Raw genomic sequence first — 25685 nt, 5'->3', positions numbered from 1 at the left:
TCATAAAAAATAAGATTATGGTAAGTCTGAAAAAATATATTATAAAATGGTTAAAGATATTGCAAACTCCTATTGTTAAGGAGTTTCCTTTCTTTCTTTTATTCTTATTGGCAATTACGATTATGCCGATAAGATTTATTCCTTCGCACGTTCATTATTTTTTTATGAATCGTGTGTTCGATTTCTTTTTTATTGATTTTCCTAGAGCTGGAGCGATCTCTTATCTTTTTACCTTATTTGTTTTTTATATCCGAAACAGATTTATTAAGATAAGTCTTTACACTTTTGCGTTATTATTATTTGCTGTATGCTTGTTTTTGCATTTGGTGTTTAATAAAACTTTACAGCCAGATATTATTACTCTGATAGTTGAAACAAATAAAAGAGAAGCATCAGAGTTTTTGTATTCTTTTCTTTTATCTAAGGGAGGAATACTTACTTTGATTTTCTTGATATTTTATGTTGTATTAGTTGTTTTATGTGAGAGAAAAAAAAATAAAATCACTCTTTTCTTGAAAAGTCTGAAACATGAGAAGATAATCAATTTACTGTTATCAGCTTTTATTTTTTGTGGATTTCTACAGTTTGGTTTTTATAAAGAAATTGTTTCTGTGAGTACAATAGATGATATGCCTGAAGAATATGGTTGTCGTGATTCGATAACAACCTTATTTTATTCTTTATATAATATTTATTTAGTTAATTTAGAGATGAAACATGCTGTAGATGTAACATGCTGTGCTAAACAGTCTCATATTTCAGTTGATAGTGATTCTCTGAATGTAGTTTATGTAATCGGAGAATCTTATATAAAATGCCATTCTCAGTTGTATGGATATTATTTGCCAACAACTCCGAATCTGTATCAAGAAAAGAAAAAAGGTAACTTATTTGTATTTGACAATGTAGTTAGTCCTTTTAATCGTACTACTTTAACGATGAAAAATACGTTGTGTTGTAACAGTCTGCGTAACCATGAAAAATGGTCTGATAGTCCTTATTTTCCAGCTCTATTTAAAAAAGCTGGTTATCAGGTTTATTACTGGGATGTTCAGAAGGATGATGAATTACAGGCTCCGTTTGTATTCTCTATGAATTCTTTTGTTTATAATCAATTACTAATGAAGGAATCCTATACGCAAATAAGTAAGAATGTTTTCGAATATGATAATCAGGCAGTAGTAGATTTTTCCAAGGAAGCTAAGGGTATTGGTAAGCATAATCTTGTTATCTTTCATCTGATGGGACAGCATGTTATGGCAACAAAACGCTATCCTCATATATCACAGTTTAATATATTTTCTTATAGAAATATTCGTAGCAAACAGCCTTATTTGAATGATGAAAAGAAACAGATGATAGCAGAATATGATAATGCTACTCTATATAATGACTATGTATTGAAAAATATTATTGATTTATTTAGAGATAAAAATACGGTAGTCCTCTATTTTTCTGATCATGGTGAAGAAATATATGATTATAGAGATTCGTATGGACGAGTTGTTTTTGATGATAATATGAAGAATTTAGGATATAAGTATCAGTATGAAGTACCTTTTATGATATGGTGTTCTGATAAGTATAAACAGAAATATCCCGCGATTATAAATAATATCAAAAAAGCACTTCATCGTTCTTTCCGTACTGATGAAATCTGTAATGTAGTATTTCACATATCCCAACTTAATACACCTTATTATCGGGACAAATATGATCTATTGAGTCCTTCTTTCGTACCATTAGATTCTGTTTCACAATCGATGTACAATTAAGTATAACATCTCAATAGTTCTAGCCATTTTTGAAAGATGTTAAATTTAGAATATTGAATAGCCATGGTTTGAGCTTTCATACCCAGATTATGGCGTAGTGATTCTGAATTTATCATCTTGCAAATGGCTGTGATAAAAGCTTCATTATCATTTTGTCTTACGATAATACCATTTATTTCGTCTCTAATAATTTCGTTAGCTCCATATTTAAAGTCAAAAGTAACAGAAGGTAAACCACATGCTTGAGCTTCTAACATTACAATACCTTGACCTTCATAATGTGAAGACATTACGTGTAAACTATAGTTAGGATATATTTCCATCATATTTTTTCCTCTGCCACACAATTTTACCTGTTTTTCCAATCCTAAACTTGTAATTTGCTCTTGTAATATATGGTAAAGTGAGCCGGTTCCATAAATATCGAGTTGCCAGTCGGGATATTGTTTGGCTACATCTTTCCAACAGCTAATCAATCTGTCAAAACCTTTCTGTTGTTCTAATCTTCCTACAGCAATAGCTTTTTTGCAACTGTAGTCTTTTACCTTTTGGTGTGGTATGTTGATAAAGTTGGGGATAACGTATACATTCTTTGTCGATTGAAATTCTTTAGCATCGTCATGAGTCAGACAAACTATAGCATCAGCTTTTCTTTCCATTAATCCGAATAGTGAGTGAAAAGGATTGAATGAACGTGCCAAATGTGATTCGTATATTCTTCTAGCCTTGGTATGACAAAGAGGTAATAACAATGCTCCCAATGTAGTTGTAAAGAATACTACGTCGGGATTAACCTGTTTAATTGTTTTATTTAATCTATAAGCTGCTAATAATAGTGTAATAATTCTGCTTAATAACTTATATACTTTATTTCTTGTCTTCTTGGCAAAAGGAACATGAAGATGAATCAGCCGGATACCTTCGTCTAATATATACTGTTGTTTCCGTTTATCTTCATATACAGAAATAACAGTAACCTGATGATGATATTCTTGATAGAATGTATTAGCTTTCATAGAAACGATTTTTTCTACGCCTCCATTCTCAGAATAGTCTTCTATGATGTATACTATATTCATGTTTAATGAGTTGTTAATCCTTTTATTTTGTGTATAAGTAAAATAATGTTCTTTACTATAGATACTCTGAACATCAATCGTTTGTATAATGAATATCTACTTCCTTTTCCATTACAAGAGATGGTTAAGGAATGACGGCGGAAATAGATAAGTTTATCATCTATGAATTTTACCTTATATAGAAAGGCTGCCACATTTCCTATCCAGATATCATGCATGGGAATATCTTTAGGAAAAGGTAATGCTGCATCTTTTACTCGTCTTGTAAATGCCATGCAACACCCTGTATATCCGTTTTTATAGAGGATATTATATACTCTTCCACTTTTTATGTTCATTAATTGATAGAGCGATGGTGATGTAATATTCAGATTTTCATCTGTTACTTCTGCATCGTTGATGATGCAGTCGTAATGTTGTAGCCATTTCAGACAGTTTTTCACTTTATCATCTTTCCAAACATCGTCTTGATCTGCTAGAAATATATAGTCACCTTTGGCTTCCTTCAATGCATTTTCAAAATTGAGAGTTGGTGAGTGACGATGGACACCATCTATGATTTTTATTCTGTTATCGTTAAAACTCTTGATAATAGAAATCGTATTATCTGTGGAGCCATCGTCAGAAACGATGACTTCATCTTGGAGAGACAGCTGAAATAAGATAGAATTCAACTGCTCTCTGATATATTTCTCACCATTAAAGGTGGCTATACAAACTGTTATCATCGTATGATGGCTATTTTACAAACTGTTCCTTTCTCTCCTTCTTCTGTAGCAGTTTCTACCATATATATTCCACTTGCTACTTTTCTACCCTTCAGGTCGCAACCATCCCAGCTATAACTTCCACCGGTACTTTTACCTTGGTTTACGAGCGTACCATTAACAGATACTATCTTAATATCTGCATGAAAGCTTAGTCCTACAATATTAATACTGCCTGTATAATCAGGTTTTACAGGGTTAGGATAAGCGTAGACATTATCCTTTGTCATTTCTTCGTTTGTTGCTGTAACATCACTCATATATGAGCATAACCCCTGATCTGTTGCAAAATAAACCAAACCATTAGGCATGATGATGATGTCTTTTATTAAATTAGATGGTAATGGAGAATTCTCAGTAGTAAAGTGTTTCACTTCTGTATTACAGTCATTGCTGATAACATATACTCCATTATTAGTGGTACCCATCCATTTTCTGTTACCTGCATCTACGGCTATACATCTTACTTCTACATTAGAGAGTAGATAGTCGGCATAATTTGTACCATCATTACGTGGTATTTTATGCTGGGTAAATTCACTGGATTCATTTTCTACGTTCATTTTTGAAAGATAGATAGGGCCTAATGTTGTTCCTAACCAGATATTACCAACTTTATCTTCTGTGGCACAAAGTACAAATCTTGGATTGAGGGCAGTTTTATCCTCGTTAATGAAGTTGGGACCATACTGAGTGATTTGATCCGTAGTTGGATCAAATGCATAGAGTTTACAACTTTCCCACCAGTTGTTGATAAACCATAGTCTATTGTCATAACTTACATCAAAGAAGTTAATCATATTTCCATTATATACATCAGTTATTTCATTATGAGTGAATGCTGTCCATTCATCACTATTCTGTGTATATTTCCATATTGGATAATCGATATTTATATCTGAAGAACTGTTCAGTACCCACAGGTTACCTTCTTTGTCATATTTTATACCTGTTATCAGTAGATAATCGTCGCTATTTACGCAAGACTGTAATGGAGAATTGTTACGATTGTAACTCTTTACAAACTTCTGATCTTGAAATTCATATAGTCCACTTTTTGCACCAACCATAACATGACCTTCTTTTTTAGGATCAAAATCCAGACAGAGAAGGTCTATGTAATTATGACCTATCATTTGACTTGTAGGCTGTTCGAATTCACTCCAGGTATCACCATTCCATACATGTACTTCACCAGGATTGTTATAATTACCTTCTTGTGACCAACTTCCTGGTACTGCATATATAGTACCATTATTTAAATATAATTTGTGGAACCTGTTTGATGTAGGTCCGTCAGGACGTACGCCTTCTGTTTTATATTGGCGTTCCTGGTTTGTATCTACAGTATAATAGGTCAGTTTACCATCTGATGTTGTTGTCCACCAGTATTTAGAGTTTGAGTCGTATACGTTTAGATAATCTTCCGTAACCTTTATATAATCCCCTGTTCTGATCCAATTTCTTTTGTCTAGCAGATTATCTGTCAGTTTTCCACGAAATAATCCTGCACTTGCTGATGCTGCATAGAGATAATCGCCGTCTATATATGAATAGTTAACTTCGAAACCTAAAAGATAACTATTGCTGATACTTCCATCTTTTACATTTATTTTGATAATTCCTATACCTGTAGAAAGATAGGCATATTGTCCATAACAGTATATATGGTTGATATTTTTATTACCTGTCGTAGAATACTGATAGAAGTCAGAGATATTGTCAACATTACAATCTAACCCAAGCAAATCTATATTAGAATTGCTGTATGTGATAATTAGCTTTTTGCATGTAGGATTATATCTGATATGACTGATATCTACGTCTGATAAATAGTTTGATTTGTCATATGTTTTTATATTACCATCTTTGAAATTATATGAAAATAAACTACCTGATGCCAATGCAAAAGCAGTTTCTTTAGCAGGAGCTATTTCTGTAATATTATAATAACTGCGATACATAGTCCATGTACCTATCTGAGCAGATAACTTCGATAGGTATGAAAATAGGAATACTATGATAAGTATACAAGTTTTCTTCATAAAGTTCTGAATATAATAATATTGTTATAGTCTTCATTGGCTATTATTTTAAAGCCTAATACTATATTAACTGCAAATATAACTATTTATTGTTTTTATAAACAGATACTTATAGATATTTTTGAAGTTGATGTTGGATGGGTAAAACGATGGCTTTCTTTGCTATCCATGCTGTGAGGATAATAAAAGCGAGGGATAGGATGAATTGGAATTCTTGATGTGGATTTCCTTCTCCATATCGTTTAAGAAATATACTCTGTATGATGCGAAAGCAGAGATTATGACAGAGAAATATTTCAAAACTGATGCTGCCTAGCCATAGCAAGAGTTTATTATGGAATATCCTAATAAAACAACCTTTACCTTGATCTCTTGCTGTAAAATAGAACACGGTTATGGCTGATGGTATCCAATAAATAATGGCACAGCGAATGTTCGGATTGCAATGGATTGATAGGAAATACATTGCGATAAACAGCAATACCACTCCCATATCCGATAGGTTTACTTGCCAGAAAGAAGTTGAGTTTGTTATCTTATCTGCTATTTTTTTACCTTTTTCTGATCTGCATACTTTATATAAAAGGATACCTATCATGAAATCTATCATTCTGAATAATGGGTGGGCATAAATGTAGCCGGCTGAATAATCTGCTTGTGCACAGAGCGAGATACTGATATAAACTGCCATATATATACTTATTGTTACTAATAAGTATAACCAGGAATGTCGCATAATCCAAGCGTATAAATACTTAAATATAAGATAGAAGAAGATAAGATCAGAAATAAACCATGTAGCTTCATTGAGATGAGCCGTAAAGTCATGTGCCGGATACCAGGTTTGTATCAACAGCGAATGGGATAGAATCTGATACCATGGTAATATACGCCCTAATCGCCAATCCATTAATATGAGAATGGCGAGAATCAGAATATGCAGAGGATAGAGTTTGATGATACGGGAAAGGAAAAACTGGCTGTTTCCCAATACTTCTTTCTGTAGTTTTTCTCCTTTGCTTAAAGAGAGTACAAAACCACTGATAACAAAGAAAATGGCAACAGGAAACTCGCCCAAGTAATTGATTAAATCTTGGGATATGGGTAGGGTGGAATGCGAAATCACAATCATTAGGATAAGAATGAATCGCAGGGAATTGAGTGTCCTGATCATGATGCCTTTTCTTTGTTATAATGTTATTCTATTCTGTATTGAACAAGAATAAATCTTATTTCTTTTTCAAATACTCTACCAATTTAGCCACGGCTCTTGCTCTGTGACTGATGCCGTTCTTGATTTCCTCACCCAGCTCAGCAAAACTCTGGTCATAGCCTTCCGGAACGAAGATTGGGTCGTAGCCGAAGCCTTCGGTACCATGTTTCTCGGTTGCGATATGGCCGTTTACGATACCCTCGAACTGGTGAATTTTCTTGATGCTGGTGCAGCCGCAAGGACATACATCCTGCTTTTCGATGTAGCAGATGACGGTGCGGAAGCGGGCCTGGCGGTTTTCCTTGCCGTTCAGTTCTCTCAATAGCTTAGCCATGTTTGCCTCACTGTCGTGGTCGGTACCCTCGGCATAGCGGGCACTGTGAACGCCAGGGGCACCATCAAGTGCCTCTACCTCCAGACCGGTATCATCGGCAAAGCAACTTACGTGGTAATGGTCATAAACATACTGTGCCTTCTGTAAGGCATTCTCTTCCAATGTGTTGCCTGTTTCAGGAATATCTACGTCGCATCCTATCTCCTTCAGCGATACTACCTCGTAACTGCTGCCCAGGATGTCGCGAATCTCCTGGAGTTTATGCTGGTTATTTGTTGCAAAAACTATCCTTTTCATAAGTTTATAATTTATAGTTAATAGTTTATAGGGCATTCTTGTAATAGTGCTTCTTGCTATACGGCGAAGCCGCTATAAACTTTTAACTTTTAATTGTTTTAATGTCTTTATCTTTGATTTTCACCTTCATCTCATCAAATCCCTCGCCATACACACCGATTACGGAACTCTGACTAACAAAGGCATTTGGGTCGATGATTTTGACGATACGGAAGATGGTGACGCTCTCGTTCTTCTTTGCTAGGATACAGAGCACCTTCATCTCGTTGCCCGTGTACCAGCCATGGCCATCGAGAATGGTTACGCCATGATCCATCTGCATACCGATGGCATTGGCTATCTCCTGATATTTCTTGCTGAATATCATAAACTGCACACTTTCTCGCTTGGCATTCATCACATAGTCGAGTACCAGGTTTTCTATCACCATCGTACAGAGACCGAATACTACCTTTCTAACAGCGTCTATCGCGGTAAACTCTGGTTTTGCATTGAAGACGAAGAATGAACTGCCCACGATGAGGAGATCCACGAAGATAAGCACACGGCCCAGCGAGATGTTGTGATATTTGTTGACGATGGCAGCAATGATATCCGTTCCACCTGTACTTCCATTATGCAGAAAGACGATGGCGAGTGATAAACCCGTAAACAGACAGCCGATGATGAGCGACATGAAGTCCTGTCCCTCTCCCAATATCTGTACCATCTTGCCATCTTCACCTATCATCCAGTCTTGCGCCAGCGCCAGGAACACGGAGAGCATGATGATAGCGTAGATGGTCTTCACCATGAATTTGAATCCCAGAATCTTCAGCGCGGCAAGCAGCAAGGCGGCATTAATGAGAAAATAAGACAAATAGATAGGTATCCCCGTGCCGTAGTAAATCACGGCTGCGATACCCGTTACGCCACCCGTTACTATCTGGTATGGAAGCAGAAAAATGGTCCATCCAAATGTGTAAAGCAAGAGTCCAAGGGTAATGTAGAAATAATCCTTGCACTCATTCTTAATTGTTTGACTGATTGCTATTTGCATAATATTTTCCTCGTATTTTTAAAGCACAGAAGGTCGCCCATTTTTAGATGAGACGACCTTCTGTATATTATCAATAAATTACTTTTTCAACACAACGTTGACGATCTTCTTTGGTACGATGATCACCTTCAACACGTTGAATCCTTCCAAGTACTTCTGGCTCTTCTCGTCTGCCAATACCTGCTTCTGGATTTCCTCGTTAGGAGTATCCACAGGGAAAGTCATCTGGAAACGAGCTTTACCGTTGAAGGAAATGGTGAGCTGCATATCGTTCTCCTTCAGATACTGCTCATCATACTTTGGCCATGCTGCATCGCAAACGCTGCCCTGCTCGCCAAGTGCTGCCCACAACTCTTCTGCGATGTGTGGAGCGAATGGAGCGATGAGGATGACGAGATCTGTCAGGAGTTCCTTGTTGCGGCACTTCTGCTGACCGAGTTCGTTCACGGCAATCATGAAGGCTGAGATAGATGTGTTGTAAGAGAACTTCTCGATATCCTCACTAACCTTCTTGATGAGTTTGTGAACGCTCTTCAGGCTCTCTGGCTTCGCTGCCTCGTCGGCTGAAGGAAGGAAGTTGTCGGTGCGGTTCTCGTAGAACAGACCCCAGAACTTCTTCAGGAAGCGGTGGCAACCATCAATACCGTTGGTATCCCAAGGCTTGCTTGCCTCTACAGGACCCAGGAACATTTCGTAGAGACGCAGGGTATCAGCACCATACTTCTCGACAATCATATCTGGATTTACCACGTTGAACATACTCTTAGACATCTTCTCGATAGCCCATCCGCAGATGTACTTGCCATCTTCCAGGATGAACTCAGCGTTCTGATACTCAGGGCGCCAAGCCTTGAATGCCTCGATATCCAAAACATCGTTGCTTACGATGTTTACATCTACGTGGATAGGAGTTACGTCGTAATCCTTCTTCAGATTCAAACTTACGAATACAGGAGCCTTGTCGTGGTCATCGCTGTTGATGCGGTAAACGAAGTTAGAGCGGCCCTGAATCATACCCTGGTTCACCAGTTTCTGGAATGGCTCTTCCTTGCAGCTTACGCCGAGGTCGAAGAGGAACTTGTTCCAGAAACGGGAGTAAATCAAGTGACCGGTAGCATGCTCGCAACCACCTACGTAGAGGTCCACGTTCTGCCAGTACTCATCAGCCTTCTTGCCTACAAGTGCCTCATCGTTGTGAGGATCCATGTAGCGCAGATAGTAAGCAGAAGAACCTGCGAAACCTGGCATGGTGTTGAGCTCCAGTGGGAATACGGTCTTGTTATCTACGAGGCTCTTGTCAACCACCTCTTTCTTCTCGGCATCCCAAGCCCACTTCTTAGCTCTGCCCAATGGTGGCTCGCCAGTTTCTGTTGGCTTATAGGTCTCAATCTCTGGCAATTCGAGTGGCAGGCACTCCTCTGGAACCATCTGTGGCATTCCGTCCTTGTAATATACAGGGAATGGCTCACCCCAGTAGCGCTGACGGGAGAAGATAGCGTCGCGGAGACGATAGTTTACCTTTACTCGGCCGATGCCCTTCTCGGTAACAAACTTCTTGGTAGCTGCGATAGCCTCCTTCACGGTGAGTCCGTTCAGAGAGAAATCGTCCATGCTGCTCTTGCCTGCTACAGGTGAGTTGGTTACGATACCTTCCTTGGCATCGAAGCTCTCCTCTGAAACATCAGCACCCTCGATAAGAGGAATGATAGGCAGGTTGAAGTGCTTGGCAAAGGCGTAGTCACGGCTATCGTGAGCTGGCACAGCCATGATGGCACCTGTACCATATCCAGCCAATACATATTCTGAAATCCATACAGGGATTGCCTCGCCGGTGAATGGGTTGATGGCATAACTTCCTGAGAATACACCGGTTACACTGTGGTTAGCCATACGGTCCAACTCGGTACGCTTCTTCACGTAGTCGAGATATTTCTCCACCTCTTCCTTCTGCTCGGCAGTAGTTACCTGCTGAACATATTCGCTCTCTGGAGCCAGAACCATGAAGGTTACACCAAACATAGTATCGGCACGTGTGGTGAAGATGGTGAACTTCACGTCGCTGTCCTTTACAGAGAATACTACCTCTGTACCCTCAGAACGGCCAATCCAGTTCTTCTGTGTTTCCTTGATACTGTCGCTCCACTGGATGGTCTCCAATCCGTCGAGCAGACGCTGAGAGTAAGCAGATGTTCTCAAGCACCACTGCTGCATCTTCTTCTGGATGACAGGATAACCGCCACGCTCACTTACGCCGTTTACTACCTCGTCGTTGGCAAGCACAGTACCCAGACCTGGGCACCAGTTAACCATGGTTTCGCCGAGGTAAGCGATGCGGTAGTTCATCAGGATCTGCTGCTTCTTCACGTCGTCGTAGCTGTTCCACTCCTCGGCTGTGAAGTCAATCTGCTCGTTCTGAGCCACGTTCAAGTCAGCAGAACCCTTCTCCTCGAAGCGCTTGATGAGCTTCTCGATAGGCTGAGCCTTCTGGCAGCTGTTGCAGAAGAATGAGTTGAACATCTTCTGGAAAGCCCACTGAGTCCAATGGTAATACTTAGGGTCGCAGGTACGAACCTCGCGGTCCCAGTCGAAAGAGAAGCCGATTTTGTCGAGCTGCTCACGATAGCGGTTGATGTTGGCTACGGTAGTAACCTCTGGGTGCTGACCTGTCTGGATAGCATACTGCTCAGCAGGCAATCCGTAAGCATCGTAACCCATAGGGTTCAGTACGTTAAATCCGTTCAAACGCTTGTAGCGTGCATAGATATCGCTAGCGATATAACCAAGTGGGTGACCTACGTGCAAACCAGCTCCTGATGGATAAGGGAACATGTTGAGCACATAGAATTTCTTCTTGTTTTCATCCTCTGTCACCTTGTAGGTCTTGTTCTCGACCCATTTCTGGTGCCATTTCTTCTCGATTTCTCTGAAGTTGTATTCCATTGTTTTATCTAATAATTATGTTTCTTTTCTTAAATATAATAAGGTATAACCCTATTCAAGGTGCAAAATTACATTTATTTTGGCACATAACAAAATAAAATGCAAGTTTTTTATGAATTTAATGTCTTAGCATGCACACACTTCATATTCTTTTCCAGTTGGGCGGTAGAGCTGGCTCCTACCAATACGCTGGTTACACCTTTCTGCTGCAATATCCAGGCAAGTGCCATTTCGGCGAGTGTTTCGTCTCTTTCTCCTGCTTCTGCGTTCCATTTCTTGAGCTGTTCCAGCAGTTCTGGAGTTAGAGCAGAGTGTTTCAGAAAATGCTCTTTTGCCATACGGCTGTCTGCCGGTATTCCGTTGAGATATCGGTCGGTGAGAAGTCCCTGTGCCAGAGGTGAGAACGAGATGAAACCGATGCCGTTTTCTGCGCAATAATCTAAGGTTCCATTCTCTTGTGGCGCATGGTCGAGCATGTTGAGTCTGTCCTGAAAAATGAGCAGCGGACAGTCGCGCTCCTTCAGATATTGGTCAGCAAACTTCAGGGCTTCCAGTGGCCAGCGGCTGATGCCGAGATAAAGAGCTTTGCCTTGCTTCACGATGTCTACCATGGCTTGAAGGGTTTCTTCGAGCGGTGTGTTCGGATCGTAGCGGTGGCTGTAGAAGAGGTCAACATACTCGAGATTCATTCTCTTGAGACTCTGATTCAGACTGGCCATCAGATACTTACGGGAACCCCAGTTGCCGTAAGGACCTTCCCACATATCATAACCTGCTTTGGTTGAGATAAAGAGTTCATCGCGATAGGGTTTGAAATCATCTTTCATCAGTCTGCCCATCGTTTCCTCTGCACTTCCGTATGGAGGTCCATAGTTGTTAGCCAGGTCGAAGTGGGTGATACCATGGTCGAAGGCATAGTGAGTGATGGCACGGCTTCTTTCGTAAGGATCTACCTCTCCGAAGTTGTGCCAGAATCCCAAACTTATTTTAGGCAGCAAGATACCACTCTTGCCGCATCTCTTGTAGAGCGCTTCTGCATCGCTATAGCGATTGGCGTCAGCATGATAAATACCTTTAATGTCCATTATTCCTTATATTTTTTATTACGGCGAAGAGCCAGAAACTCTTCACTCTTCACCTTTCCTTTGTAAATGCCTATAAACAAGGCATTTGGCGTGGTGAAGAGTTTTTGATCACTCTTCACCCACTCTTCACCACTCTTCACCGGTATGTGGTTAGGAGCCTGCCGGCTCTTCCTTTTCTACATCGCAAAGGTAATAAAAATATTCAATATAATCGTTGTATTGAATAAAAATTATATTTTTTTCGATATGAAAGAGTAAGTGGGTGTACTTCCCTGAAAAAGGTTGTCACTTAGGAACAAACAGAAGTGACAATGAAACGTAAGACAAGAATTGAACGTGTGTATAATGAGGACACAGGTTGGTTTGAGACCCGTGAGGTAGAGTTGAATAGCTACTCTTTTACAGATGATGATCGTATCATGATAGTTCGAGAGTATATGGAGAGTGGGCTCCCAGCAGAAGAAATCATCAAGAAATACTATATAAGCAGTCGTACAGTGCTATTTTCTTGGATGGATAAGTTCTTAAATGAAAAAGATTTGTTATCTTTGCCGCCAGAAGACCAAAACCGTGACGATATGGCAAAGACAACAAATGAACAGTTGAAAGAGAAAGATGCTGAGATTAAGCGTCTCCGCAAGGCTTTGGAGTTAGAGAAGCTTCGCTCTAAGGCATTCTCCACCATGATTGATCTCGCAGAAGAAACCTTCAATATTCCTGTGAGAAAAAAATCTGGTACCAAACAGTAAGCTTGCTCCGCACAGAGTGCCAGAGCCAAGGTTTAGGCACTCTATGCGGGCTGTTTGGTTTCACCCGGCAAGCATATAATAAGCGCAATGTCTCTGACGGCTTTGCTGAAGAGGCCATTGAGTCTATCATCATTGAAAAGGCACGTGAGTATCGTAAGTCGAATCCTGGCTTAGGAGCTGCAAAGTTGCATGCCATATTGAAACAGATGTTTGAGGATACAGGCTGCTTCCCTGGTCGTGACGCATTTATTGAGATGCTGCGTAAGCATGGACTCATGGTACGTATAAAGCGCCGTAGGCGCTATAAGACAACAGATTCCGACCATAATTATCGCAAATACCCAAACCTGATTAAGGGAGTAGTTCCTACCCATCCGAACCAGATTTGGGCAAGTGACATCACCTATGTTGAAACCAATGAAGGTGTGTGCTATCTCTCGCTTATAACAGACCTGTATTCCCATAAAATCGTTGGATGGGCTGTTGGTCCAACATTAGAAACAGTATATCCATTAGAAGCGCTTAAAATGGCATATAAAAGCATTGATGAAGAAACTGCAAAAGGACTCATTCATCACTCTGACAGAGGAAGCCAGTATTGCAGTCAGAATTATGTATCTATCCTAAAAAGTCATGGCTCACAAATAAGTATGACTCAAACAGGAGATCCTTTGGAGAATGCTATAGCAGAACGTGCAAACGGCATTTTAAAAACAGAATGGCTTTATAGAATGACAATTCCTACTCGTAAAGTATGTAAGAAGGAACTGACCAGGATTATTGCGTTTTATAACGACGAAAGACCGCATATGAGTATCGGTAATCAAACACCATCAGTTGCACATACTCAAGTGGGGCCACAGCAGAAAATGTGGAAAAATCCTTGGGAAAATTCTTCTAATTAGTTGAAAATGTGTATCTTTGCATTTGAAAGAATATCATCACCGTAACCTTTCTAGGGATAGCTCCTTAAAAAGAGTAACCTAGTTAGGTATAATGGGTATTCGCTGACAACCCATATAGTGATAAAATTAAAAATGCGTAACCCATTTAGTGATAAGAAAAATAGATAGTAACAAATTTAGTTTAACCATCCTAAAGGTGACAACTTTTTCACGTATAAGACAGGGGGATGTAGTAAAGGTCGATTGGTTATGGAAAAAACATTCTGTTATATGTTTGATATACTTTATCAAAATACACTTTTAAGGACGACTTTTTGTGATTTTCCACACTTTTAAGGACGACTTTTTGTAGTTTTATACATTTTTAAGGACGACTTTTTGTACTCTTTGAAATAAAAAATGTATCTTTGCATTCAGAAATATCAAATAATCAGATAGTTATGAAGAGAAATGCCATCAAATACCTATATCAATGGAAAGCAAGCAACGACCGAAAGCCGTTAATTATGCTTGGAGCCCGCCAGGTTGGCAAAACCTGGCTGATGCAGGAATTTGCCAAAGAGGCCTATACCCGTAGTGCGTATGTAAACTTCGAAGACAATGAAATGCTCCGGGAAGTTTTTGCACATGACTTTGATATTCCCCGTATTATCAATAGCATACAATGGAGTACAGGAGTTTCTATTGATGAAAATACGCTTATTATCCTTGATGAGATACAAGAAGCACCCAGGGGTATCACCGCATTAAAGTATTTTGCAGAAAAAGCACCTCAATATCATGTCGTAGCTGCAGGTTCATTGCTCGGAATTGCGATGCATCAGAATGACTCTTTTCCTGTAGGTAAGGTAGATTTCATGCATTTATATCCCCTCACATTCTTTGAATTTCTAGATGCAATCGGTGAAAGCCGTATGGTAGAACTGCTGATGTCAAAGGATTGGAATATGATAACCATGTTCCGGAATAAATTTGAGGAATGCCTGCGACAGTATTATCTGGTCGGGGGAATGCCGGCTGTAGTACAGTCTTTTGCCAGCGAGGGAAATCTGTCTGAAGTCAGAAGCATTCAAAAAGGAATCCTTGAAGCGTATGAGCGTGATTTTTCCAAACATGCTCCGGCCATAGAAGTTCCACGTATCCGAATGGTATGGAAATCCATCCCATCCCAGCTTGCCAAGGAAAACAAGAAATTCATCTATGGTGCCGTAAAGGAAGGAGCCAGAGCAAAGGATTTTGAACTCGCTATCGAATGGCTGAAAGATGCAGGGTTGATCTATAAGGTAAACCGTTGTAAGAAAGCCCTGTTGCCATTGGCTGCATACGAGGATTTTTCTGCTTTCAAGTTATTCCTGTCTGATGTCGGACTGATGGGTGCCATGAGCAATATTCCTGCCCAAAGCTTGCTGGAAGGAAATGTGCTGTTTTCAGATTTTAAGGGGGCGCTGACAGAGCAGTATGTCCTGCAGCAGCTTAAGGAGAAATCTTCCTTGTCTATCTATTATTGGTCGGCAGAAAATTCACGTGGTGAAATAGATTTTCTAGTGCAGGATGAAGAAAGAATCATTCCGATAGAAGTAAAGGCTGAGGAGAATTTGCAGGCTAAGAGTTTGAGGGTGTTTGTAGAGCGCAATCAGGGATTGAAAGGTATGCGCCTATCCATGTCACCTTATAGAGAGCAGGATTGGCTTGCCAATTATCCATTATATTCCGTATCTGCAATATTCGGATAAAAATAAAGTTCACAAGGTTGTGGACCACAAACTTGTGAACTTTTAATATTATTTTGTAAATCAGGTATTTAAATGTGTCTTTTTTTTGACTCCTGGCGAAAGACTTTCTTTTAAATAAACAATTCATCCATCGTAATCTGTTTCTGTACGATGTCGCTATGTTTGTTCTGCTTCAATCCGAAAGAAGTAATCAATGTGAGGAGAAGCGATTTGGATGTTTTCGTCTCTTCTGTGAAGATACGCAGTTTCTCCAGCAACTTCTCCTCATATTCCTTGCTGATTTCGAATTCGCTCTTGTAGAATTTCATCTCACAGATATTGATGGTTTCATCTTTCCGGTCTATCAGCAAATCTATTTGAGTTCCCTTTTCTGTATTGCTGCTTCGCCATGAGCAAACCAAGGTCTGTACTCCCGAAATTCCCAGGGCATGCTTGATTTTGTCTATATGGTTTAGACAAAGCATCTCGAAAGACAAGCCAGCCCAAGTATGGTATAGCTGACTGTTTTGGGAGGATGACCAGAAACTGGAATCCTGATACTTGTTGTGCTTGATGAAACGGAAGTAGAAGAGCGTATAGAAATCTACTAATTGGAATAAGGTATTTCGCTTTTGGCGAATGTCGGAAGTCATCTTATTGACTGTACTGAATGGTTCATACAGACGGATGAATCCGCATTGTTCCAATTCTTCCAGTACAGTAGAGAAGGCTCCATTATCTTTTCCTCCCGATGCCTTGACCAGTTCCTGTCGGGTCATACCCATTCCTTTGGTAGCAAGGGCAGTAACCACGGCGATATGGTCGGCTGATTTCTTAAACAAAGCTCTGTATAAGTCGTTGAACTCATCTTTCAATTCTGCATTGTCTGCGAAAAACAGTTGGTCGATGTTCTGTGCCAGACTTTTCGATTTATCCATCATAGACAGATAATAAGGTATTCCTCCCATAACCATATAGCATTCTGCTATCTGTTTTCGGCTGTAGCCGAAGTGGTAAGCCTTGAAGTATTCTTCACATTCGTGCAGGGTGAATGGTTTTACAATCAGATGATGGGTCAGTCGGTTGTGCAAGCCACCACGGTTGCGAATCAGGTTGTTGATCATCCAGGAGGTGGCGGATCCGCAAACGATGAGTTTGATGTCGTTGCGCAGTACTGCCCAGCTGTTCCAAAAGTTTTCCAGTGCTGGTATGAATCCCGATTTGGCGGTATCCATCCATGGCAATTCATCGATGAATATTACTTTCTTGCCTTCCGGAAGTGTTTCTATGTATTGTGACAGGGCATAGAATGCCAGCAGCCAGCTCTTGAATGTCTGCAGAGTGGTGGAGTGGGTATATTTTTGCAGGGAAATGCTGAAGTTGACAAGCTGTTCGCCTTTGGCAACTCCGTTCATTCCTGTCATGAAGAAGGCAAAATGGTCCTCTACGGCTTTTCTGATGAGAAAAGTCTTTCCTACACGTCGTCTTCCATAGACGGCGATAAACTCTGATCTATTGGAGTTTATATATTCATTGAGCAGTTTGAGTTCTGCTTCTCTTCCTATCAGTCTCTGTTCCATATCTTTCGTTATTTTCTGCGCAAAGATATAAAAAAATACCCATTAGCGCAAATTATTCGCGAATAATCTGCGCTAATGATATGAAAAAAGCACGTTAGCGCAGATTATCTGCGTGTTTTGGTCTTTTTATTTAATACAGAATCATCGGCAAGAAGGGATAAAAAGGGGCTATAGTTTCTTCTGTTTGGCCCCATTGATTTGTTAGATGGCTAATATAAAATACACTTTAAAGGACGACTTTTTGTGGTTTTCCACACTTTCAAGGACGACTTTTAGTGCTATTTGAAGTGAAAAATGTATCTTTGCATTCAGAAACATCAAATAATCAGATAGTTATGAAGAGGTTACTTCATTAAAATTGATTTATTATTGTAGCCATAGCCGATAATCTTGACATCTACTTTTGAATGGATTAAAGTTGGTGAACCTTGTATCTTGTATTGGAAGTAGATTGTATCTATTTTCTCTGTTGTGGCTATTTTGAGAGTTTTAACTTGATTGAATATTTCCAATGTTATCTTTTTGAATTTTTTATTGTCGCAAATAACCACTCTTTTTTTTACAATATATCCTTGTTGGTCTGTCTTGTACTCAATAGCAACGTATGCCTCCAAATTATTTTTTTGAAACTCAATAGGATATTTACATTTTCTTTTCAATTCGTTTATAAACAACTCTTTATTTCTATAGTCAGGATTACCTGTGCTTACTTGGCATACATCAAATAGTTGCGGAGATGTTCCCACAAGAGACACATTAGTATTGGAGTTGCATGAACCAAATACTACCAAAACTGTCAATAATATAATACCCACTAATTCCTTCATCTTTATTCTATATGATTTTATCTATGACTCCACTTTAAAAAGTGGGTTAAATTTGAATTAAACATATGCCTTGGAAAGCCTTTATGCAATCCTCGGCGTTAACTAACTCTGACAACGTAGAACACACCTTGTTTCGGCTATGCATTGCCCTCGTCCAATCTGCGAAACACCTCGTCTATGCGCTTATTGGTTGCTTCAATGTGCTTATCGGTATCTTGTTGATGTTGCAGGATTTCCAACTGATGATATTCCATCGTTTCCAAACGACTAAAAACAGAAACATTGTTTACCATAAAGTGACGCATGGAAACAAATGCTCGCATGATCTGAATATTAACCTCAATAGCTGTTTGTGAACGAAGAACGCTACTAAGTATTGCCACGCTTTGCTCTGTAAAAGCATAAGTTGAATAGCGGTTGCCGCCTCTTCCATTTGAGATCACAATTTGTGACCTCAAACGTGTTGTTACTTATTATTGCATTCAAAGGTAGTGCTTTTAGCCTTTAAGCCACTATTGTACAACCTCTTTTTTTGAAAAGAACGTAAAATTAATAGTTTTATTGCTGTGATTGTACTTTTATTAACTAAAGTTTTCCACCCCAAAATAATAGGGTAAAAATAACAGTTTCTCGATAAAAAGTTGTATCTTTGTAATCGCTAAAGAACAAAATTGAAGAAGTTCCTCCAAGGGTGGAATATTCTCTCACACCAATAGCCAAGGACTTCTTGCGAGAAATCAGTTACGTCATAGAATGGGGGCAGCTGCATTTTGAGCAGATAGTGAAGGGTAGAAAATAATCATATATATATTTATATTCTTTAACTAAACTTTGTGCAGTCATCAAGCCTTTGATGTATCTATATCAAAATAGATAGTACGAAACAATCCGCTCATGGCTTCAAATATAACAACATTAGTAGAAAAAGCAAAACAAGGTGACGCTGACGCTTTCAGCACATTATACCAAATGTATTATCCTAAGATGAAAGGGATATGCATCAATATTCTTAGAGAGGACAAGGCTGTCGTTGACGACCTTGTCCAAGATGCTTTTATACTTGCGTTTGTTTCATTGAAAGACTTGAAGAATACTCATAGGTTTAGTCAATGGCTTACAAGTATCACTACTAACCTTGTATTGAAATATCAGGAGAAAGGTAAGAGATACGATTTCATTTCCTTGTCTGATATAGAGGATGAATTTAGTTCCGTATTGGAAGATGGCAACACTTCCAAGCAATCAATTCCGTATGAGGAAATTATGGCAGCAATAGACAGTTTGCCTGAAGGGTATAAGAAAATATTCAACATGTCTGTTTTGGATGGCTTGTCTCATCAAGAAATCAGCGAATTACTTAATATTGCTTCACATAGTTCTTCCTCGCAATTATCAAGGGCAAAGGCAATGTTGCGAAACATATTGTCCCCAAGAGCTATGCTTATCATCGTATTGGCGTTGATAGTCATCCCTGTATATAGGTATTTTACAGCAAAGAAGAAACTCGTTTCTGAAAATGATGTAAATATAGTTCGAACTCGAAAACCTAATGAAGGCATTACACCTATACAAAAGAAGCCTAATGTTTCTGTTATTAGAATACAAAACGCTATTTTGTGTTCTAATTATCGAAGTGTTCAACAGGGAAAGAACACTGTAATAACTGTTGGCGATTCGATTAAGGCAAGTCAAAATGTAATAGTCGAAATATCCGATTCTTTGCAGGATAACCAACATATTTGGGCTGATAACAAGCGAGATAGTATCATCACAAAAGATACTGTATATACACCTATTCCAAACGAGGAAAGATGGATTGCGGATGATACAAAGACGCACAAGAAAAGTAAATGGCAATTGCTCGCAGCTGGTTCTTTGGGTACTACTCTTGCGCAAAATGTTTGTAAGATTATAACAAGTAGCGGTGATGATATTACGAGTGAACAACCTTCAAAAAAGATTTTTACTACATGGGAAGAGTATTCTAAATATCTACATCGCTTAACACCAACTGCCCCAACGGCGGAAAATGTTGCAATGATGGATATTGCCGATAATAACAAGGGCAAAATTGAAGAGGTAGAACATCATGACAAACCTATAATATTAGGATTGGCTGTGAACAAGAGCATAGGAAAGCATTGGAGTTTAGAAACAGGACTCCAATACTCTTACTTGAAGTCATATTTTACTTTGGGTACTGGCAATTACCGTGTTGATAAGGAACAAAAGTTGCATTACATCGGTATCCCTGTCAAGCTCTCGTACCAATTCATGGCGTACAAGAAACTGTCGGCTTACGGTTCTGCAGGAGCAAGCATTCAGATACCATTGTCTGGAAAGACATATGCAGACTATGTAGTAGGAGGAAAGTCTGGCTATACAACGGATTGGAAGACAACACCTTCTATACAGTGGACTGTAAACACTAATATCGGAATACAATATCAATTTGCACCAAAGTTGACATTGTTTGTTGAGCCAACGCTGAATTGGTACCTTCCGAATGGAAGCGAAGTCAAGAATACTTGGACAGAACGTCCATTTACATTGACTGTGCCTTTCGGTATTAGGCTCTCTTGGTAAGAAAGTATCATTTTGCATGCAGTCTTTATGAATGATCTGTATCTATATATACAGAAAAGTCAAAAAATAAGATACATGCAAAAAAGACATACAGACAGAAAGATGTATTTCCGTGACTTGGAGATAACATCTAAGGAGTTTTACATCAGCTACTTGTCAGATTTTACGGAACTGACACCAAAGAGTAGAATCTTGGAGGTAGGCTGTGGTGAAGGAGGAAACTTAGTTCCCTTTGCACAGTTGGGCTGCAAAGTGACAGGTATAGATATTGCCGAATGCAGAATTAAAGATGCCAAAGCATACTTTTCCGAAATCAGCAATCATGCTACATTTGTATGCTGTGATTTCATGCAATATCCTGTTCCATGTAATGAAGAGGATAAATATGACGTAATACTATTACATGATGTGATAGAACACGTTCCGACAAAAGAGCCATTTCTTGCACACCTAAGAAAGTTTATGAAAACAAAAGGCGTGCTGTTTGTCGGATTCCCCGCATGGCAAATGCCTTTTGGAGGACATCAACAGATTTGCAGAAGCAAACTTTGCTCACATCTGCCATTCATTCACTTGCTGCCAAACCCTTTATACCGGTTGTTGCTAAAAACATGCAATGAAAAGAAAGGAACTATGAATGAGCTTATGAGCATAAAAGAATGCCGAACAAGTATAGAGTTGTTTGAAAGACTCATACATCAATGTGGCTTCTCGGTAACAGATCAAAAACTTTGGTTCATCAATCCTCATTACAAGCAGAAGTTCCACCTTACCCCACGACTCTTGCCACATTGGGTCTGGAAGATGAAGTATATCAGAAATTTCTTCACCACTTCATGCTGGTATATATTGTCCATAAGCCATAAATAGAACTTACGTTCTTTAGGCAACCATTAAATCTATGAAACAATAAATAAGATATACTTAACCATTTCGGAAAAGCAGACTCCAAAAAACAGTATTGGAATCTGTTTTCAGTCTTGCTTTAATCTGAAGTCTATTCAGTTCCCTCCATCATTGAGAACAATTGGTAATCATACATTCCAGTCTTGCTCAAATCTTGAGAGTATCAGTCTCCCAGGCTTAACCACCATCGCAGAGAGCACTTTCGATGGTTGTAGTAAACTACAGGAAGTAAGAGTTCCTAGCACATTGGAGCGTATCGGTGATATGGCTTTCAACAATTGCAACAATTTGAACAACGTATATACTTATACCGTTCTCCCTATCAACATTGACCAGAATACGTTTACCAATTTCAAGGCTACTACCCTTTGGGTGCCATGTGGGATTATATTCTGTACTATTTTACATCATTTCCTTCTTAAACCAAAGCTCGAACACGCAGTCGGCAATGAAGATGCCGTCCTTTTCCAGGGTGATCAATTCTTTGTCGATGAGGGCTTTCTTGATGCGGTCGATGAAGTTGTTTCCGGCAACCGACATACCATATACGAATGCCTTTTCCATTGTTTTTTTGCTTGATTACGGATGCAAAGATAAGTAAAAAAATGAAAGTTCACAAGGTTGTGGACCACAAATTTGTGAACTTTTAATATTATTTTGTAAATCAGGTATTTAAATGACGTTTTTATGCATAAAACAAGCCGTAATCAGAGGCTTTTCTTATCAAACACACCATTCATCGTGATGCAGAGATGCTGGAACTTGCTGAGGAGTTTATCTGACCATTTCGTCATGTTGTAAAGGTCCTTGATTTCCTTAAACTTCTTTTCCTCCCATTGCGGATAATCTATCTCTGAGAAATAACGGCGGTAGTCGCGGAGATTGTCGCCCGAAAAATGGAGATAATCGTCGATGTCGCCAAACCATTCGGGAGTCATCATCTGGGTGGCAAAGGCTTCGAAGTTCTGGTTGTCCTGAAGCATACAGTTGTGATTCAATACACACCATACGCAGAACCAATGGTTCTTGCGGGTAACAAATTTCAACATATTGGCTATCTGAGCCTTCAGATTCTGCATGTCGATGTATTTGCCGTCTTTTACTTTGTAGAAAACCTCGTTGGGAAGGGTTTCCGGAATGCCTTCGGGATGTTCCAAATCGTAGATTTCCTGCTCGATGATGTGCCATTTTACGGTGGCTGATACCAGCTTGAGATATTCTTGTGCTGTAAAATTGACGTGGGCAAGCTGGGCGCCCAGCAGTTGGGTGTCTCTTATATATTTCATAAAGTCGAGGCGCAGATTTTCCGGTACCTCGTCTTTTAGCGTTTTTCTTACTTCCAGCAATTGGCTGACGGAGAGCTGCTTTCCGTTGTTATCATATTCCAGGGTTGTAAAGTATCGGTCTATGTCGCTGATGCCCTTTGGTTCTTCCTGATATTCCTGTAGCGACATTTCGAAGAGGCGGGTGGTCTGCTCTTCGCTCATGGCGAGGTTGGTGAAATGGCTCAGCTGGCGGAAGTGGAGCATCAGATAACATGCCATGCTGTATAGCTGGAAGAGATTCCAGAGGCGCTCTACGGGTTTTACGCCGGGGATATGAGTGGGTTTTACCTGGCGTAACAGTTCTTTCTGGAGTTTGGTTACTTCGTTTACGTCGATAGTACTTCCTTTGCCCAGTTCATCGGTTTCGAAAAAATCGTTGAGTTTCGGCAGGATGCGGGTCATATCCAGCGGCGCCACTTTCATCCGTTTTCCTTCTATCTGTTTTCCCTTTTTCATGTCTTCCATGATATGCGCCATCAGGGGTGTAAACTTCTGCATTACGATGATGCTGATGCTTACTTCATGGGTTTCGTTCTGCTCCTTTCGCTGTTTCGCTATGTCGTTGTGTTGCAGCACCATATCTTTCTCTGCCATATAGCAGAGCCGGGTGGCTTTGGTGCAGAGCGAACGGATATCGAAGGTAAGTTCCTGCGGACTGTAATCTTCCCATGCATCTACCAGAATGCTGAGCATTCGGCAGAAGTTGTCGAGCTGTCGGTCGAAGACTTCGTAGCTGAATTCTATTTCATCTTTTTCTTCATTCATTGTCAGTCTGTTTTTAAGAAAATAAGTTTCGCCACAAAGGTAAGATTTATTTTCGGATTATGCAAGGATATGCATCTGTTTTTCCTCTTTTTTCCCCATACTTTTCCCCGTAGCCCCCTTGTTTCTTCCCTGATTTCAGAAAAGTAGCGGGAAGGTGGCGGGGAAAATTTGGAATCGGTGAAGGGAAGTATTAACTTTGCAATCGAAAACGAAAGAGCGGCGAAATGCTGAGCCATGAATGAGCTGAAACTCTTCACTCTTCACCTGAAACCCGGAAATGCCCATAAACAGAGGGGTTTCGGGGGGTGAAGAGATAGAGACAACTCTTCACCCACTCTTCACCACTCTTCACCTTATTATATATAAGGGCAAAAAGATGATTATTATTAACTAAAAAAATTAATATATGAACAAAGTTACAGCTTTATCGTCATCAGATAAGATGACAAACGAAATTTCAGCACTCTCTCTTGTTGAGAGTTTTCTCGATGAGTATTATCTCTTCCGTAGAAATGTGCTAAGTGGTAAAACCGAGTATTTCACTCTCTCAAAGAATGAGGACGAAGCCGAGGAGCCCGTAGAAGAGGAACCGGAAACCGGTGGGGAAGAGGAGGAATCTTCTGACTCAACCTGGAAGGTGCTGACTCCGGAGGCTTTCAATTCTATCGTCCGTCACGCCAAGCGGTTGGGTGTGGGAGGCAAGAAGTCGCCCCGACAGGATATTGAGGAGTTCGTACGTTCTGAAGAGGTTCCGGAGTTTGACCCTATCAGGGAATATCTCGAAAACCTGCCGGAATGGGATGGTAAGAATCATGTGGCTGAACTCTTTGGCAGGATTCCGGGGCTTACAAGTGAACAGTTGGGATGGTGCGCCACCTGGCTCCGTTCAGCTGTCGCCCACTGGTTGCAGATGGATATGTTTCATGGCAACGAAACCACTCCTGTGCTTATCGGCAAGCAGGGTTGCGGCAAGAGTACCTTTGCCTATCGCCTGCTGCCGGATCATCTGCGACAGTATTTCCTCGACCACATCAACTTTGCCAATAAGTTTGACTCCGAGATGGCGCTCACTCATAATCTCTATGTCAACATAGATGAGTTTGCGAATATGGGACCATCGCAGCAGGGTAAGCTGAAGCAGATGCTTTCGAAGGTGAAGGTGAACGGGCGCCCTATCTTCGGCAAGTGTCAGGATGACCGTCCGCGTTACGCTTCCTTCCTGGCAACTACCAATGATGAGCATCCGCTCTGCGACCCTACGGGTAGCCGCCGCTTCGTCTGTCTGCACATTCCGGCAGGTGAATATATCGACAACGGTTCACCCATCATTTATGACCAGCTCTATGCACAAGTTATGTATGAGCTTTGCCATAAGAAGACGCCTTACTGGTTTACCAATGCCGAGGTGGACCGCATCCAGAAGTGCAATCTTCCTTTCTTCAAGGTAGATGATTTTGAATCGATGCTGAAGAGCTGTTTCCGTGTTCCTGAGGATAATGAAACGGGCGAATGGCTCATCTGTTCGGATGTTTTCGAGGTTCTGCACGAAAGATTTCCGATGCTGATCAGTAATCTGAGTACCAAGATTCGCATAGGCCAGTCGCTCAAACTCCTGGGGTGCAAGATGAAACATACCAAGAAGGGTCAGGCCTATCTGCTTGTAAGAATCTGAAAGTATAGCTAAGCGGCAGATGGGTGAAGAGTGGTGAAGAGTGGGTGAAGAGTGAGAAACAACTCTTCACCCCTCGAATCCCCT

Annotated in this window: 21 protein-coding genes and 2 pseudogenes; 9 read left to right on the top strand and 14 right to left on the bottom strand. The window is 40.1% G+C overall.

All coding sequences use genetic code 11. The annotated features are described in order from the left end of the window. Positions 1–17 precede the first annotated feature (17 nt). On the top strand, positions 18–1775 hold the full coding sequence (locus FO447_RS12215) for a phosphoethanolamine transferase (protein ID WP_200756545.1): 1758 nt from the start codon (positions 18–20) through the stop codon (positions 1773–1775). Here the strand turns inward: FO447_RS12215 and FO447_RS12210 are convergent. The 9 genes from FO447_RS12210 to FO447_RS16115 all read right to left on the bottom strand — a co-directional run bounded on the left by FO447_RS12210 (position 1772) and on the right by FO447_RS16115 (position 12714). After that, a complete protein-coding gene (locus FO447_RS12210) occupies positions 1772–2854 on the bottom strand; it encodes a glycosyltransferase family 4 protein (RefSeq protein ID WP_200756543.1) in 1083 nt (360 codons plus the stop codon). The two genes, FO447_RS12215 and FO447_RS12210, sit on opposite strands and share 4 nt — an antisense overlap. Before the next feature lie 2 nt (positions 2855–2856). After that, positions 2857–3582 carry a glycosyltransferase family 2 protein gene (locus tag FO447_RS12205; RefSeq protein ID WP_200756541.1) on the bottom strand — a complete coding sequence of 242 codons (726 nt, stop codon included), beginning with the start codon at positions 3580–3582 and terminating at the stop codon, positions 2857–2859. After that, positions 3579–5666: a Por secretion system protein gene (locus tag FO447_RS12200; protein ID WP_200756539.1), complete on the bottom strand. Its 2088-nt coding sequence runs from the start codon at positions 5664–5666 to the stop codon at positions 3579–3581. Before FO447_RS12200 ends, FO447_RS12205 begins: the two co-directional genes overlap by 4 nt. Before the next feature lie 109 nt (positions 5667–5775). Then, a complete protein-coding gene (locus FO447_RS12195) occupies positions 5776–6840 on the bottom strand; it encodes an acyltransferase family protein (RefSeq protein WP_200756537.1) in 1065 nt (354 codons plus the stop codon). A gap of 55 nt (positions 6841–6895) precedes the next feature. Continuing rightward, on the bottom strand, positions 6896–7510 hold the full coding sequence (locus tag FO447_RS12190; protein WP_234699002.1) for a non-canonical purine NTP diphosphatase: 615 nt from the start codon (positions 7508–7510) through the stop codon (positions 6896–6898). Positions 7511–7592: 82 nt separating this feature from the next. After that, a complete protein-coding gene (locus tag FO447_RS12185) occupies positions 7593–8549 on the bottom strand; it encodes a YitT family protein (RefSeq protein ID WP_117695498.1) in 957 nt (318 codons plus the stop codon). A gap of 78 nt (positions 8550–8627) precedes the next feature. Then, positions 8628–11489, bottom strand: coding sequence for a leucine--tRNA ligase (gene leuS, locus FO447_RS12180; RefSeq protein WP_200756533.1), 2862 nt, complete (start codon positions 11487–11489; stop codon positions 8628–8630). Between the two features lie 110 nt (positions 11490–11599). Continuing rightward, positions 11600–12574: an aldo/keto reductase gene (locus FO447_RS12175; RefSeq protein ID WP_117695501.1), complete on the bottom strand. Its 975-nt coding sequence runs from the start codon at positions 12572–12574 to the stop codon at positions 11600–11602. Beyond that, positions 12574–12714 (bottom strand): hypothetical protein, encoded by a 141-nt coding sequence (locus FO447_RS16115; RefSeq protein ID WP_182429238.1) that lies wholly within the window; start codon positions 12712–12714, stop codon positions 12574–12576. Before FO447_RS16115 ends, FO447_RS12175 begins: the two co-directional genes overlap by 1 nt. A gap of 171 nt (positions 12715–12885) precedes the next feature. Between FO447_RS16115 and FO447_RS12170 the strand changes: the two genes are divergently transcribed. The 3 genes from FO447_RS12170 to FO447_RS12160 all read left to right on the top strand — a co-directional run bounded on the left by FO447_RS12170 (position 12886) and on the right by FO447_RS12160 (position 15961). Beyond that, positions 12886–13323 (top strand): transposase, encoded by a 438-nt coding sequence (locus tag FO447_RS12170; protein ID WP_089543290.1) that lies wholly within the window; start codon positions 12886–12888, stop codon positions 13321–13323. Between the two features lie 2 nt (positions 13324–13325). After that, a complete protein-coding gene (locus FO447_RS12165) occupies positions 13326–14228 on the top strand; it encodes an IS3 family transposase (protein WP_153083943.1) in 903 nt (300 codons plus the stop codon). 440 nt (positions 14229–14668) lie between these two features. Next, positions 14669–15961, top strand: coding sequence for an ATP-binding protein (locus FO447_RS12160; RefSeq protein WP_118065475.1), 1293 nt, complete (start codon positions 14669–14671; stop codon positions 15959–15961). 110 nt (positions 15962–16071) lie between these two features. Here FO447_RS12160 and FO447_RS12155 read toward each other — a convergent pair whose 3' ends face one another. The 3 genes and pseudogenes from FO447_RS12155 to FO447_RS12145 all read right to left on the bottom strand — a co-directional run. Next, positions 16072–17520 (bottom strand): AAA family ATPase, encoded by a 1449-nt coding sequence (locus tag FO447_RS12155; protein WP_200756531.1) that lies wholly within the window; start codon positions 17518–17520, stop codon positions 16072–16074. 344 nt (positions 17521–17864) lie between these two features. Further along, the gene (locus FO447_RS12150; RefSeq protein ID WP_117586055.1) at positions 17865–18347 is read right to left on the bottom strand and encodes an energy transducer TonB; all 483 of its coding nucleotides are present in this window, start codon (positions 18345–18347) and stop codon (positions 17865–17867) included. Positions 18348–18484: 137 nt separating this feature from the next. Beyond that, positions 18485–18805 (bottom strand): annotated as a pseudogene (locus tag FO447_RS12145) (ORF6N domain-containing protein); the annotation flags it as partial. Positions 18806–19017: 212 nt separating this feature from the next. On the opposite strand from FO447_RS12145, the gene FO447_RS16290 reads away from it, so the two are divergent. From FO447_RS16290 to FO447_RS16285, 4 genes and pseudogenes are all read left to right on the top strand, one after another. After that, positions 19018–19146, top strand: coding sequence for a winged helix-turn-helix transcriptional regulator (locus FO447_RS16290; protein ID WP_118065469.1), 129 nt, complete (start codon positions 19018–19020; stop codon positions 19144–19146). A gap of 95 nt (positions 19147–19241) precedes the next feature. Next, on the top strand, positions 19242–20933 hold the full coding sequence (locus FO447_RS12135; protein WP_200756529.1) for a sigma-70 family RNA polymerase sigma factor: 1692 nt from the start codon (positions 19242–19244) through the stop codon (positions 20931–20933). Positions 20934–21008: 75 nt separating this feature from the next. Next, complete coding sequence (locus tag FO447_RS12130; RefSeq protein ID WP_200756527.1) at positions 21009–21803, top strand: class I SAM-dependent methyltransferase; 795 nt, start codon at positions 21009–21011, stop codon at positions 21801–21803. 27 nt (positions 21804–21830) lie between these two features. Next, positions 21831–22208 (top strand): annotated as a pseudogene (locus tag FO447_RS16285) (leucine-rich repeat domain-containing protein); the annotation flags it as partial. 33 nt (positions 22209–22241) lie between these two features. Here FO447_RS16285 and FO447_RS12120 read toward each other — a convergent pair. Both FO447_RS12120 and FO447_RS12115 read right to left on the bottom strand, forming a co-directional pair. Next, positions 22242–22403 (bottom strand): hypothetical protein, encoded by a 162-nt coding sequence (locus FO447_RS12120; protein WP_181993618.1) that lies wholly within the window; start codon positions 22401–22403, stop codon positions 22242–22244. 143 nt (positions 22404–22546) lie between these two features. Beyond that, positions 22547–23929: a hypothetical protein gene (locus FO447_RS12115; RefSeq protein ID WP_200756526.1), complete on the bottom strand. Its 1383-nt coding sequence runs from the start codon at positions 23927–23929 to the stop codon at positions 22547–22549. A 406-nt stretch (positions 23930–24335) separates the two neighbouring features. Here FO447_RS12115 and FO447_RS12110 point away from each other — a divergent pair, with 406 nt between their 5' ends. Beyond that, on the top strand, positions 24336–25601 hold the full coding sequence (locus tag FO447_RS12110; protein ID WP_200756524.1) for a VapE domain-containing protein: 1266 nt from the start codon (positions 24336–24338) through the stop codon (positions 25599–25601). Positions 25602–25685 lie beyond the last annotated feature (84 nt).

This window comes from Segatella copri, from assembly GCF_015074785.1.
Classification (GTDB): domain Bacteria; phylum Bacteroidota; class Bacteroidia; order Bacteroidales; family Bacteroidaceae; genus Prevotella.
This window is presented reverse-complemented; position numbering and strand designations above follow the sequence as displayed.

Excerpts from the sequence above, each read along its gene's own strand:
- FO447_RS12215 (WP_200756545.1), top strand. The coding sequence starts at position 18 with ATGGTAAGTCTGAAAAAATATATTATAAAATGGTTAAAGATATTGCAA.
- FO447_RS12210 (WP_200756543.1), bottom strand. The coding sequence starts at position 2,854 with ATGAATATAGTATACATCATAGAAGACTATTCTGAGAATGGAGGCGTA.
- FO447_RS12205 (WP_200756541.1), bottom strand. The coding sequence starts at position 3,582 with ATGATAACAGTTTGTATAGCCACCTTTAATGGTGAGAAATATATCAGA.
- FO447_RS12200 (WP_200756539.1), bottom strand. The coding sequence starts at position 5,666 with ATGAAGAAAACTTGTATACTTATCATAGTATTCCTATTTTCATACCTA.
- FO447_RS12195 (WP_200756537.1), bottom strand. The coding sequence starts at position 6,840 with ATGATCAGGACACTCAATTCCCTGCGATTCATTCTTATCCTAATGATT.
- FO447_RS12190 (WP_234699002.1), bottom strand. The coding sequence starts at position 7,510 with ATGAAAAGGATAGTTTTTGCAACAAATAACCAGCATAAACTCCAGGAG.
- FO447_RS12185 (WP_117695498.1), bottom strand. The coding sequence starts at position 8,549 with ATGCAAATAGCAATCAGTCAAACAATTAAGAATGAGTGCAAGGATTAT.
- leuS (WP_200756533.1), bottom strand. The coding sequence starts at position 11,489 with ATGGAATACAACTTCAGAGAAATCGAGAAGAAATGGCACCAGAAATGG.
- FO447_RS12175 (WP_117695501.1), bottom strand. The coding sequence starts at position 12,574 with ATGGACATTAAAGGTATTTATCATGCTGACGCCAATCGCTATAGCGAT.
- FO447_RS12170 (WP_089543290.1), top strand. The coding sequence starts at position 12,886 with ATGAAACGTAAGACAAGAATTGAACGTGTGTATAATGAGGACACAGGT.
- FO447_RS12160 (WP_118065475.1), top strand. The coding sequence starts at position 14,669 with ATGAAGAGAAATGCCATCAAATACCTATATCAATGGAAAGCAAGCAAC.
- FO447_RS12155 (WP_200756531.1), bottom strand. The coding sequence starts at position 17,520 with ATGGAACAGAGACTGATAGGAAGAGAAGCAGAACTCAAACTGCTCAAT.
- FO447_RS12150 (WP_117586055.1), bottom strand. The coding sequence starts at position 18,347 with ATGAAGGAATTAGTGGGTATTATATTATTGACAGTTTTGGTAGTATTT.
- FO447_RS12135 (WP_200756529.1), top strand. The coding sequence starts at position 19,242 with ATGGCTTCAAATATAACAACATTAGTAGAAAAAGCAAAACAAGGTGAC.
- FO447_RS12130 (WP_200756527.1), top strand. The coding sequence starts at position 21,009 with ATGCAAAAAAGACATACAGACAGAAAGATGTATTTCCGTGACTTGGAG.
- FO447_RS12120 (WP_181993618.1), bottom strand. The coding sequence starts at position 22,403 with ATGGAAAAGGCATTCGTATATGGTATGTCGGTTGCCGGAAACAACTTC.
- FO447_RS12115 (WP_200756526.1), bottom strand. The coding sequence starts at position 23,929 with ATGAATGAAGAAAAAGATGAAATAGAATTCAGCTACGAAGTCTTCGAC.
- FO447_RS12110 (WP_200756524.1), top strand. The coding sequence starts at position 24,336 with ATGAACAAAGTTACAGCTTTATCGTCATCAGATAAGATGACAAACGAA.